The sequence below is a fragment of the Kitasatospora sp. NPDC003701 genome, assembly GCF_053587085.1.
In genome coordinates this window covers 1-10,980 of sequence record NZ_JBSFNM010000122.1, presented here as the reverse complement: position 1 = coordinate 10,980, position 10,980 = coordinate 1, and the positions used below count along the sequence as shown (strand labels likewise).

The 10,980-nt window shown below is 73.1% G+C and carries 12 protein-coding genes, 1 pseudogene and 1 riboswitch; of the genes and pseudogenes, 6 read left to right on the top strand and 7 right to left on the bottom strand.

What is annotated here, in order from left to right; all coding sequences use genetic code 11:
• The 3 genes from ACWDRR_RS43495 to ACWDRR_RS43485 form a co-directional block, all read left to right on the top strand.
• A partial coding sequence (locus ACWDRR_RS43495; RefSeq protein ID WP_449777884.1) for a hypothetical protein occupies positions 1–223 on the top strand: 223 nt, incomplete at its 5' end.
• Positions 224–284: 61 nt separating this feature from the next.
• Positions 285–953, top strand: coding sequence for a hypothetical protein (locus ACWDRR_RS43490; RefSeq protein WP_449777883.1), 669 nt, complete (start codon positions 285–287; stop codon positions 951–953).
• Positions 954–1,189: 236 nt separating this feature from the next.
• The gene (locus tag ACWDRR_RS43485) at positions 1,190–1,807 is read left to right on the top strand and encodes a TOPRIM nucleotidyl transferase/hydrolase domain-containing protein (protein WP_449777882.1); all 618 of its coding nucleotides are present in this window, start codon (positions 1,190–1,192) and stop codon (positions 1,805–1,807) included.
• 13 nt (positions 1,808–1,820) lie between these two features.
• Here ACWDRR_RS43485 and ACWDRR_RS43480 read toward each other — a convergent pair whose 3' ends face one another.
• Positions 1,821–2,270 (bottom strand): MerR family transcriptional regulator, encoded by a 450-nt coding sequence (locus ACWDRR_RS43480; RefSeq protein ID WP_449777881.1) that lies wholly within the window; start codon positions 2,268–2,270, stop codon positions 1,821–1,823.
• A 98-nt stretch (positions 2,271–2,368) separates the two neighbouring features.
• Between ACWDRR_RS43480 and ACWDRR_RS43475 the strand changes: the two genes are divergently transcribed.
• Positions 2,369–3,586, top strand: coding sequence for an MFS transporter (locus tag ACWDRR_RS43475; RefSeq protein WP_449777880.1), 1,218 nt, complete (start codon positions 2,369–2,371; stop codon positions 3,584–3,586).
• A gap of 219 nt (positions 3,587–3,805) precedes the next feature.
• Here ACWDRR_RS43475 and ACWDRR_RS43470 read toward each other — a convergent pair whose 3' ends face one another.
• The gene (locus ACWDRR_RS43470) at positions 3,806–6,010 is read right to left on the bottom strand and encodes an NACHT domain-containing protein (RefSeq protein WP_449777879.1); all 2,205 of its coding nucleotides are present in this window, start codon (positions 6,008–6,010) and stop codon (positions 3,806–3,808) included.
• Positions 6,011–6,672: 662 nt separating this feature from the next.
• On the opposite strand from ACWDRR_RS43470, the gene ACWDRR_RS43465 reads away from it, so the two are divergent.
• Positions 6,673–6,999: a deoxyxylulose-5-phosphate synthase gene (locus ACWDRR_RS43465; RefSeq protein ID WP_449777878.1), complete on the top strand. Its 327-nt coding sequence runs from the start codon at positions 6,673–6,675 to the stop codon at positions 6,997–6,999.
• Between the two features lie 71 nt (positions 7,000–7,070).
• On the opposite strand, the gene ACWDRR_RS43460 is transcribed toward ACWDRR_RS43465, so the two are convergent.
• The 5 genes from ACWDRR_RS43460 to ACWDRR_RS43440 all read right to left on the bottom strand — a co-directional run bounded on the left by ACWDRR_RS43460 (position 7,071) and on the right by ACWDRR_RS43440 (position 9,932).
• Positions 7,071–7,928 carry a bifunctional 5,10-methylenetetrahydrofolate dehydrogenase/5,10-methenyltetrahydrofolate cyclohydrolase gene (locus ACWDRR_RS43460; protein ID WP_449777877.1) on the bottom strand — a complete coding sequence of 286 codons (858 nt, stop codon included), beginning with the start codon at positions 7,926–7,928 and terminating at the stop codon, positions 7,071–7,073.
• A gap of 24 nt (positions 7,929–7,952) precedes the next feature.
• A riboswitch (ZMP/ZTP riboswitch) is annotated at positions 7,953–8,038 on the bottom strand.
• 99 nt (positions 8,039–8,137) lie between these two features.
• Entirely contained in the window at positions 8,138–8,392 is a 255-nt protein-coding gene (locus ACWDRR_RS43455) for a hypothetical protein (protein ID WP_449777876.1), read from the bottom strand.
• Positions 8,389–8,637: a hypothetical protein gene (locus ACWDRR_RS43450; RefSeq protein ID WP_449777875.1), complete on the bottom strand. Its 249-nt coding sequence runs from the start codon at positions 8,635–8,637 to the stop codon at positions 8,389–8,391. Before ACWDRR_RS43450 ends, ACWDRR_RS43455 begins: the two co-directional genes overlap by 4 nt.
• A 216-nt stretch (positions 8,638–8,853) precedes the next feature.
• A complete protein-coding gene (locus tag ACWDRR_RS43445) occupies positions 8,854–9,384 on the bottom strand; it encodes a hypothetical protein (RefSeq protein ID WP_449777874.1) in 531 nt (176 codons plus the stop codon).
• Between the two features lie 113 nt (positions 9,385–9,497).
• On the bottom strand, positions 9,498–9,932 hold the full coding sequence (locus ACWDRR_RS43440) for a nuclear transport factor 2 family protein (protein ID WP_449777873.1): 435 nt from the start codon (positions 9,930–9,932) through the stop codon (positions 9,498–9,500).
• 667 nt (positions 9,933–10,599) lie between these two features.
• Between ACWDRR_RS43440 and ACWDRR_RS43435 the strand changes: the two are divergent.
• Positions 10,600–10,980: pseudogene (locus tag ACWDRR_RS43435) on the top strand (hypothetical protein); the annotation flags it as partial.

The following is a 10,980-nucleotide window of genomic DNA, read 5'->3' as shown; positions in this document are numbered from 1 at the left end:
GCCCGACACCCCCGGCACCAAGACCCCGGACATCCCGGACGGCCTGCTGGAGGAGTACGAGACCTTCGTCGGCCTGGCCCAGCACCGCTTTTTCGGCACCCCCGACGGCCGCCACCTCTTCGGCTACCGCTCCGCCCTGGTCCGGGCGGGGCGGTGGGGCCCCGCGCCGGTCTCGGTCTCCGGCCCCGGCCATCACGGACGGTCAGTCAGAACCACCAGATGATCATGTGGTTTGATGACCGCTGCTGATCTTCGAGGTGAAGAACGAAACAGGGGGCACCGCGATGGACAGGCCGAAGCGCCACGGGCGCAGGACCGCACTGGCGGGGACGGTCGCCGCACTCGCCCTGGGAGCGGTCGCGTGTAGCTCCGACGGCGGCGGGGCGGCGGCGTTCCGGGCCGGAGCGGTGCTGTCGGAGCCGGGCCAGGTGCAGGACGCGCTGCCGAGTCAGGCCTCACTCCCCTCGGGGTGGCGACTCGCCTCCGGCGCCAAGCCGCCGCAGGTCATCGAGTATGCCGAGGCGTCCAGCACCTGCCGGAAGAAGCTCTCGATCAGCTGCTCCGGTCTCCAACTGGGCGGCACCGTCCGGTACGAGCTGGCCTCCAACACCGACAACGACATCCGCTTCACCATGCTGACCTTCGACACCGTGGACAACGCCGGCCCCGCCTTCGACGCCATGGTGACGTCGTTGGAGAAGAACGACAGCAAGGTGCGCCGGATCAACGTGAAGGCGGCCGCCGAGCAGTCGCAGGGCTTCGAGCAGCCCGCCGATTCGAGTGACGCCCCCGACGGAGTCGTCGCCGAAGCCATGGCGATGCGGATCGGCACCGTCGTGGTCCTGATCGAACTCGACGAGGACGGGCCCGAGCACAAGACGCTGCAGCAGTTCACCGCACTCCAGGCGGAGCGGATCAAGCGGGTCCAGCAGGGCGCGAACCCGGACGCCTGACGCCTGCGGCGAGCCCGCACGGCTCCCGCCGGCCCGCCCGGCGGGAGGCCTGTCCTGGCCCAACTCAACGCCAACCGCGCCCACCACTCGCCGCTGCCACGGCCCGTGGAGCCGTCCCCGCCGGTGGCCGGGCCTGCCGACCACCGGGTCGCCGTACGCGGGTGTGCGCGGACGCCGGGTGCCCGGCCGACGAATAATCCGTGCGGCGCGTGCCCGACCAGGAGCAGGATCACCCCATGACGGACATACGAGCGTTCCGGGACGCGGTCACCGACTGGGCGGCGGGCGGACCCGGCGGGCCGGCGAGTGAGCTGGCCGCGCACCTGCGGGTGCGGACCGCGGTGCTGCTGGAAGGGCCGAGCGACGTCGCGGCCGTTGACGCGCTGGCCGCCCGCGACGGTCGGGACCTTCCCGCCGAAGGGGTGTGCGTCCTGTCCATGGGCGGGGCGATGAACGTCGGCCGCTACGTGAGCCTCCTCGGGCCGCCGGGGTTGGGCCTGCGCCTGGCCGGGCTGTGCGACGAAGGCGAGCGGCGCTTCTACGACCGCGGTCTGGAGAGAGCCCGCGCGCCGCGGGAGGGGTTCTTCGTGTGTGTGACGGACCTGGAGGACGAACTCATCCGCGCGCTGGGCGTGCCACGGGTCGAGGAGATCGTCCGGGCCGAGGGCGACCTCCCCGCCTGGCAGACCTTCGTTCACCAACCTGCGCAGCGAGGACGGCCCCCGCAGCAACAGATGCGGCGTTTCCTCGGCACGAAGAAGGGGCGCAAGATCCGCTACGGCCACCTCCTGGCCGAGGCCCTCGCACCCGAACGGGTACCGGCGCCCCTCCACGACCTGCTCGCACACCTGTGACGTGTGGCTGCTTCTAGTCGGCATGCCCGGGCAGGAAGTCGTCGGTGAACTCCCTGCCGGTGAGGGCGGCGTCGACCCGGGCGCGGATGTAGGCGCCGGTCATCGGGCAGTCCAGCGGGCGGTCGCTGGGGCACTCCAGCATGTGCTCCAGCACGGCGGCGGCCCGGGTGAGCCGACGGATGCGGGCCAGCATCTCCTCCCGCTGCCCGGCGATCAGGGCGTGCCGGTCCTCGACGTGCTCGCTCTCCACCACGGCGGCGGTGTCGGCGATCGGCATCAGGCCGTCGTCGTGCCACAGCTGGGCGTACGCGAGCTGCTCCAGGCCGGCGTGGTCGTAGTAGCGCACCCGCCCGCGCCGGGCGGCGGGGCGGATCAGGCCGCGCTCCTCGTAGTACCGCAGGGCGGGCACGGACAGGCCGAACGCCTTGGCCACCGCGCTGATCGAGAACAGCTGCTGCTCCATCGCCGCTCCGGGCCGGGTTCCGTGACTTGCACTCAAGCGCGCTTGAGCGTGAAGGCTGAGGACATCCTAACGTCCACGTCGAAGGGCAGGGCCGTCCCGTGCCGATCTCCTCCTCCGCCAGAACGACCGCACCGCCCGCCCCCGCCGGCACCGCCCGCCCGACCCCCGCGGCGGGCGTGCTGCTCGTCGTCGGCTTCGTGCTGCTGAGCCTCAACACCCGGGTCGCGTTCGGGCAGATCGGGCCGCTGGCCCCGGTCGCCCACTTCGGCTCCGCCACGGTGACCGTGCTGGGCCTGCTTCCGCCGCTGTGCATGGGCCTGTTCGCACCGCTCGCCCCGCTGGTGCGGCGCCGGCTCGGCGAGGAGCGCGGCCTGCTGTGGGCCGGCGTCGTCCTGGTCGCCGGCGCGATCCTGCGCGTGCTCGGGATGCCGGGCCTGTACGCCGGCACCGTCGTCGTCAGCCTCGCCACCGCGGTCGTCAACGTGCTCGTGCCGGTCTTCGTCCGGGCACGCTTCTCCCACCGGCACGTCGGCACCATGATGGGCGTCTACGCGCTGTCCATGGGCGTCGGCTCGGCGATCGTCGCGGCCCTGGTCGCGCCCATCGCCCAGGCCTCCGGAGGCTCCTGGCAGCTCGCGGTCGGCATCGCCGTCGTGCCGGCCGTGCTCGCGGCGGCGGGAATCGCCCCGCAGGCCCGCGTCCACCGGCCCCGGCCCGCGACCCCGGCGGCCGAGGCGACCGCACCGCGTCCGCACGTGGCCCGCACCGGGCTGGCGTGGAGCCTGACGGCCTTCTTCGGCATCCAGACCCTCGCGTTCTACACGGCGCTCGCCTGGCTGCCCTCCGTCCTCATCGCCTCCGGCACCAGCCGGACAGCCGCCGGAACCTGCCAGGCGGTCCTCATCCTCGGCGTGGCCGCAGGTGGCTTCCTCGCCCCCGTCCTCGCCGCACCCCGCAGGGACCAGCGCCCGCACATCCTGGGCACCGCCCTGATCAGCGCCGCCGGGTTCACCGGACTGCTGCTCGCCCCGACCGGACTCCCGGCACTGTGGGCGGTCGTCCTCGGCATCGGCCTGGGCGCCGGACAGGCCCTCCCGGGCGTCCTCTACGCCCGCCGGGGCACCGACCACGACCACGTCGCCGCCCTGTCGACCATGGCCCAGACCTGCGGCTACCTCATCGCCGCCACCGGCCCCGCCCTCGCCGCCGGCCTCCACGGCGCAACCGGCTCCTGGACCGCCCCGCTCGCGGCAGTCACCGCAGCCCTGTTGCTCGGCGCCGCACTGAGCAGGCGGGCGGGCCACGACCCCCGCTGACCACCGCGACCGGACGCCCAGCCGGACAGACCTGACTGCCGGTCGGCACACGGCGGCGCGGGAGTCCGAGGGAGCGGCTCCGTCCGCGCCCCTGGCCCGAGTTGGGGATTCCTCGGGAGCGGAGGAGGCCCGGGATCACCGGCACCACGGACCGCCGGCCGGGCCTCTTCCGAACCGCCTCCGAGCCGCCTCCGAACCGCCTCCGAGCCGCCCGGACGGCTACCGGCGGGCGGCGGTGGCGGCGAGGCGCTCCTGGAGGCGCGCGTGGCGGAACTGGTAGACCGCGCCGGCCTGGCGCAGCACGCCGCGGTGGTGGGCGTCGTCCAGGAAGGCGGCCACCGCCCAGGGCAGCCGTCCGGTCAGCGGCAGCCAGATGCGCACCAGGACCACCCAGCGGCCCCAGGCGCTCAGGCTCAGCCCGTACGCGACCGCGACCCCGATCGCGCCCACGACGCCGTGCTGGACGGCCTTGTCGGTGGTCTCCCGTAGGGCGATCAGGCCGCCGTATCCGGCGCCGACGACGAGCCCGACGACGAGCAGTTGGACGAGCACCGTAGCGCGGTCGGCGCGCAGCAGGTCGGCCGGGCTGACCGAGGTCCGGAGGTCGATGGGCACTTCGAACCTGGCCAGGAGGCCGTTCACGAGGCCGCCCATGAGGCCGAGGGACAGGCCGATCACGAGCCAGTTCCCGATCCAGAGCGCGAGCGCGTACAGGACTCCGGCGTTCCCGCGGATGTGCAGGACGGTCCCGAGGAGGGCCAGGGACCCGATCCCGACGGTGAGGCCGAAGACGGCGCCGCAGAAGACCCCGACGAGGAGGCGGGCGAGGAGGGTGTCGCGCACCCGTCCTGACCTTCCGCGGATCCTCAGTTGGACACGCGCGGGCTCGAACACCGGCCGGGCGGACGGGAACCTGTTCAGCCCCCACGGCACCACCCAGTGCACGAAGCCGAAGGCCAGCCCGCCGCCGAGCCCGTTCATGAGCAGTGCGAACAGCGCCTCGGGGGCTCCGTCCGTGAGCAGTCCGCTGAGCCCGGCGACGGTCCCGAGCACGAGGCCCGCCAGGGTGCCCACCAGGGTCGCGCGGGTGGCCCCGCGCAGGGTGGTGCCGAGCTCCCACCACGCGAGGTCACGGGTGCCCAACCGGTCCATGTGCAGGGCGAGTTGGCCGAGCCAGCGCAGGGCCTGCTCAGGATTCCAGTCCCGCCGGCGCCCGGACGACGGCGTGCCGGGCCCGTAGACCGTGGGGACGAAGGTGTCCAGGAGGTGGACCTCCAGGTCCTCGCGGGTACCGAACCGGTCGGCGTCCAGCAGGTCGGACGGCTGGTGGTCGGGTGTGTCGCTGTAGACGATCCGGGCGAGCGCGACCATCAGCGGTGTGGTGAGCACCTCGGCGAGAGCGGTGGCGGTCCGGCTGCGGTCGTGGGCGCGCAGGCGGGCCAGGACCGGCTCCCACACGGGTACGGCGGCCGGCGGTCCCGCCTTCGCCGCACCCTCGTCCGGGGCGGCTCCGGCCCCGACCGCGCCGGCCCGGGTAGCGGGGCGCGCCGTCCGGCGGGTGGTGAGCGGCAGGTAGTCGGCCAGGTCGTCCAGGGTGAGGTCGGTCAGCTCGATGACCGCCGCAGCGGTCAGGACGTCCGTCCCCGTCACGGCCGCCTCGTACTCGTCACGGCGGCTGGTGACCAGCAGGGGCATCCGGGACGCCCGGTTGAGCGAGGCCAGCGCGGGCCGGTGCAGACCGTCCGCGATCTCGTCGAACCCGTCCAGCACCGGCAGGACCAGGCCGGCCTCGACCAGCGCGACGGCCAGCGTCGAGCCGTCCGGGCCGGGGGCGGACAGACCCGGGTGCTCCCGGGCGAGCCGGGTGGCCAGCCAGTCCCGGAACGGGGTGGTGACGGGGTTCCAGGAGGCCAGGCCAAGGATCACGGGCACGGCGGCGCCGGTGGCGCGGGCCGCCAGGAGGTCCAGTGCGATCCGCATCGCCAGGACGGTCTTCCCCGCTCCGGCCCGCCCGAGGACCACCAGCCGGCCGGACGGCACCCGCCGGTAGAGGGCGAGGACCTGGTCGAGCTCGCCGGACAGGTCCGGCAGGACCTCGGCGCCGCGGCGCCCCGACGGGTTGATGCTGTCCCAGTGGTCGGTCAGCTCCACCGGCGCCGGCCGCCACCGCAGGGCCAGCGGGAAGGGGTCCTGGATCTGCTGGTGCTCCTCCCCCTCCCGGTACCGGGTGGCGACGGCCTTCGCGAGCTTCTCGGCGGTCCCGGTCAGCACGTCGTGCTCCGCCGGGGCCGCGTGGTGGACCACGGTGACCGGCCCCGTGGCCGTGCCGATCTGCACGACCGACCCACCGACCGTCCCGCTGAACTCGTTCGTGATGCGGCTCCCGTCGCCGGTCCCGCGCTCCTGCCCGTCAGCCGTCTGCACGGGGACATCCTGACCGAGAGCGGTCGGCCGCACACGGCGATTGCGGATACTCCGCGCCGCTCCCCGCAGCGCCGGTTCCCGGTTCGACGGCCTGTCGGCCGGCCGGACACGGGCAGGCTCGGGCCGGGGACGACGCCCTCGCGGACCCGGGCGGCGAACACCCCGCCGGTACGGGGACGGCGGCCGACGTGTCGGCGGCTTCGACGAGTTCCCGGACGGCCGTGCGGAGGTCGAGCGGGTCGTCCTCGCCGCCGCCCCGACCGTCGGAGCGGGTGGCGCACCGGGCCCGGAACGGCGGGGGAGCGCGGAGGCGGGTGGGGCAACGGCCGGGACTCGGGGACAGGAGGATTCCCCGGTCCCGGCCGTGGGAGGCTCGGCCGCCGGGGGGAGCGGCCGTGCTGCTCAGCAGCCCGTCAAGGGGGTGGTGGGGCTGCTGTGACCGGAATGCTAGACCCACCCGGGCTGCCGTGAACAGGCCTGTGACCTGCTCTTTTTCAGGCGCGAACATGCCATCACCCGACTCCCCGGCACGGCCGGCCGCCCACGGCACCGCGTCCGCCCTCACCCGTGCCCGGTGCCGACCCCGACCGGCTCCCACTGCGCACTCATCCGTCGCTGAAAACCCGTCGAATTCGTCGCAGGGTGCTGTCTACGCTGGTGGCATGGCCCATGCGAAGACCTCGTACGTCTGCCTGCCCTGCCGGGCCTCGTACAAGCAGCCCTACGACCGGGAACGGCAGCGGAGCTGCCCGCGGTGCTCAGGATCGCTGACCCACGTGGGGTCGGCCTTCGCCGCGCCCCGACGGCGGGACACCGCGGCCTGGCGCACGCTCTCGGTGCTGGTGAACGCGGGCGTGGGTTTCCACAAGAGCTGCTGCGGCGGTCCCGGGTACCGGCCCCGCACGCTGCGCGAGGCGCGCGAGCGGATGGCCTACGCGCGGCGTACGGGCGAGCCCGTCGCCAAGGCTCTGGTGCGGCGGCTTCCCTGACGGGGCAGCACTGTCGGACCACCCACACCGTCGCCGTCCGCCGCGCCCCGGGCCGACCAACAGCTCCCGGGTCAGGGCCGGGTGAGCTGACGCGCTGCCGCGTCGACAGTCTGCGCGAGGAGGACCGCGATGGTCATGGGACCGACGCCGCCGGGCACAGGAGTGATCAGGCTCGCGCTGCGCCGGGCGGTCTCGAAGTCGACGTCCCCGACGTTGCCCGGGTTGTAGCCCGCGTCGATCACCACCGCACCGGGCTTGATGTCCGCCCCGTTGATGAACCGAGGCCGGCCGACCGCGGCGACCAGGACGTCGGCCTCGCGCACGATCGAGGGCAGATCGGCGGTACGGGAATGACAGTAGGTCACCGTGGCATCACGCCCGAGCAGGAGCATGCCGACGGGCTTTCCCAGGATGGGGCTGCGTCCCACCACGACGGCGTGCTTCCCCGTGAGGTCGACGTCGTACTCGTCCAGGAGGCGCATGATCCCTCCGGGCGTGCAGGAGACGAATCCGGGCAGGCCGAACCCCATCGCCGCGAAGGAGTGCATGGTGACCCCGTCGACATCCTTCTCGGGGGCGATCGCCTCGAACGCGGCGCGCTCATCGATGTGCGCCCCCACCGGGTGCTGGAGCAGGATGCCGTGCACGTCCGGATCCTCGGACAGTGCGGTGACGGTCTCCACCAGGCCGCCGGTGCTCACGGCGGCAGGCAGCGGGACGTGTCGCGAGCGGATGCCGACCTTCGCGCAACGGGCCTGCTTCATCCGGACGTACGTGACCGAGGCCGGGTCCTCTCCCACGAGCACGGTCGCCAGGCAGGGGGACACCCCCGCGCGCCGACGGATGTCCTCGGCGGCTGCCGCGCTGGTCTCGGTGATCCGGCGGGCGAGATCCGTACCGTCCATCAGCCGCGCCTGCTGCGTCTCCATCACGTGCCACTCCTGAGCTCCACGGTGAGGTGCCCAGGCGCACGGCATCGACGAGACGTCAGGCCGCTCCCCGGTGGTGTCCCACCTCAGCGCCAGTCACGGCCCGGGCCCACAATACCGGGCGGCCACCGCCTGGTTGGTCCGATCCACAGCCCGTGATCACCTGAAGGAGCCGGTCATGCCCGTCGGGCCCGTTGAGTGACTCGTGCTCAGATCAGCGCGATGGCGAACACCCACAGGTGCGGGGGCTCCGGCAGGACGGCGTAGTGGACGATCGCCCGGTCGACCGTGATCACGCGGACCGCGTCGTCCAGGTCGTAGCGGTCGGCCTGCGGCCATGACCACGGATCGGCCTCTGCCTGCTCCAGCGCCCCGCGCAGGCTCTTGCCCACCTGCGGGTCGAGCTCGCGCACGGCCAGGCCGACGTCACGCGCGAACCTGGCCGGAAAACGGGCACTGCTCACGGGCCGAACACCTCGTCCATGCCCATCGCCCCGTCCTCTCCGCACCCTCCGGCGGTCCACTGGTGGTAGGCGGCCGCGGCGAGCGCGTGGGCACGGGCGACGCGCTCGGCGGCGGTTCCGGCGGCGGCCACCTGATCGGCGGTCAGCACGCGCGCGATGTACTCGTTGACGCTCAGCCCCGCCTCGGCGGCGGCCGAACGAACGGCTTCCTCCAGCTGCTCGGGCAGCTCGACCATCGTGGACATACCCACCACGATAGCCAGCCCCCGCGGCCGGCAGCGGAGAACCGCCCAACACGAGTGCCGCGGCGGTGGCCAAGGCCCCTACCGCGAACGCCTCCAAGCATCACGTGACTCCCCCGCTCGGCCGGAGTCGGGCCCGCGGAGAACCGCCGACCACCACCCTGACCAGCCCTCGCGGACCGCGCGCGGGAGGGGCGGGCCGTCCGCCCGTCCCCGACGTCAGGTGGACCCGTCCGGCAACGGCGCGGCCGCGCCCCGGGCCCCGCCGACGACCCGGCGCCCGACCTGCTCGCCCCAGCCCTCGGGGAGCGGCTCCTCCCACCAGGGGTGCTCCTCCCAGAACGTCATGGCGAGGGGAGCCGCGTCCGGGAACTGCCGGCGGATCTCACCGAGCACCCAGGGGTCGGCAGTCAGCAGCTCCCACGACGAACTGTCGAACTCCCGCAGTACCAGCACCCGTTCGGTCCCCGCGTAGGCCACGAAATCCGCATCGACCGCCTGCAGGTCCGGAGGCAGCAGAGCCAACAGCTCCAGCGTCCCCACCCCGGTTTCGGCGAGCTCCACGATCCCGGCAAGCCGGTCCTCGTCGAATCGCACCCGCCAGGTGAGCCCCAATCTGAAACTCCCCAACCGCACCAGGAGTTCATTCACCGTGACATAGCGCCGCCCCGCCGGCGCCCAGGGCACCGGCTCATCCTCCCGCCAGGCCCCGAAGCACAGCGACTCCATTCCGCCACCCGCAGCATCCATCCAGCGACCGTACTCAGGCCGCCGAACGCGTGCCTCTCAATTTCGTCGCTGCCGTCCGGGCCCGGACGGCAGCGACGAACGGGGGAACTCCTCGGTCCGCCGGCGGCTTCGGGCTAGCGCGGCTCGGCCGGCCACCCGACGGCCCGGAAGACTGCGACGGGGTCGAGGTAGTCCCGCCAGTGGGTCACCCGGCGGTTCTCGATAGTGATCACCGAGACGAAGTGGTTGTCGTAGGCGCGTCCGGTCTGGACCGCCTTCCCGTGCACGGCGTACTCCAGGACGACGACGGACGTGGCGGGGTCGCGGTGCACGGCGAGTTCGTCCGCGCTGTGCAGGACCATGATGTCGCCGTAGCCGCGGTAGAGGTCGGCGACCGCCTGCCGGCCCCGGACCCGGCGCGGGTAGCCGGGGACGGAGACCACGTACTCGACGACCACGTCCTCGGCCAGGAGGTCGAAGAAGTGCTCGCCGTCGACCAGACCCGCCAGGCCCTCCTGGACGACGCGGAAGAACGGGTCCAGTGCCGCGAAGTCGGTGGTGTCACCCACGGGCCCGGTCATCGGCCCGCCGTCCAGGCGTGGGCGTTGCGTCGGGCGAGGTCGGGAGCGGCCTGTGGTGGTGCGGTCATGAGTCCATCATGGGACACCGCAGGGGCCGGTCAACGAGCGAATCGCGCATGCCGCTCCCGGATGCCGCCCGGCTGTGCGCGCCGGACGCCCCCCACACGGCCGCCCCGGGGCTGGGCCGTGCGGGCCGACCGAGCCCTGGACCGCGGGCGATCTCCCGCCCCCGGGACGGGAGGGACCGGTACGAAGCACGTACCGAAAGGGCAACCCCGGTGTGGACGCACGGGCAGAGGTTCGACGGAGCCCGGGTTCGCGTGCAACGTTTCGCCCCGCTCACGGCATCTCCATGGTGTCAGGGTCGTGGGACGGGAGGGGTGCCGTACGCGAAGTCACGGGCACCCGACAGCGGAACGGACGGCGGAATGCGCCGGCCGACGGCGGCGCATTACCGCGGCGTGGATTCGTTCGGACCGCGCCGGCCGCAAGGGTGCCCGGAATTCGTCCTGGGAGATGTTGAATTCCCTTATGACAATTCAGTACGCATGCAAACGGTATGGCCACGGGCCATCTCCCGCACTTGTCACACGGTTGTGACAACCCCGCGCGACAATGCGTCGGATCCGTGCGACGCGGCGGCTAATGTTCTGACATGGCATCGAATCTCCCTCCGATATGGAATGCGTCCGACACCGAACCCCTCCCCCCGACTCGCAGCTCGCCGCTCCAGGTGGCCCGCTACGGTGCGACCTTCCTGGGGGTGAGCGTGGTGTCCGGTGTGCTGCTCGCCGGAATGGCCCTGCCCGCCGCCGGGGCGCTCGGGTTGACGGCGAAGAGCACGGCGGAGGGCTTCGAAGACATCCCCGACGACTTCAAGACGCCGCCGCTCGCCCAGTCCACCCAGATCTTCGACGCCAAGGGCGGGCTGATCGCCAAGCTCTACGAGCGCGACCGCACGGTGCTCACGGCGGACCAGATGTCCCCCTACATGCGCCAGGCGCAGGTGGACATCGAGGACGCGCGCTTCTACGAG

Coding starts and splice junctions, on each gene's coding strand:
- ACWDRR_RS43465 (WP_449777878.1), top strand. CDS start 6,673: ATGGCCCATGCGAAGACCTCGTACGTCTGCCTGCCCTGCCGGGCCTCG.
- ACWDRR_RS43485 (WP_449777882.1), top strand. CDS start 1,190: ATGACGGACATACGAGCGTTCCGGGACGCGGTCACCGACTGGGCGGCG.
- ACWDRR_RS43480 (WP_449777881.1), bottom strand. CDS start 2,270: ATGGAGCAGCAGCTGTTCTCGATCAGCGCGGTGGCCAAGGCGTTCGGC.
- ACWDRR_RS43450 (WP_449777875.1), bottom strand. CDS start 8,637: ATGTCCACGATGGTCGAGCTGCCCGAGCAGCTGGAGGAAGCCGTTCGT.
- ACWDRR_RS43490 (WP_449777883.1), top strand. CDS start 285: ATGGACAGGCCGAAGCGCCACGGGCGCAGGACCGCACTGGCGGGGACG.
- ACWDRR_RS43460 (WP_449777877.1), bottom strand. CDS start 7,928: ATGGAGACGCAGCAGGCGCGGCTGATGGACGGTACGGATCTCGCCCGC.
- ACWDRR_RS43445 (WP_449777874.1), bottom strand. CDS start 9,384: ATGGATGCTGCGGGTGGCGGAATGGAGTCGCTGTGCTTCGGGGCCTGG.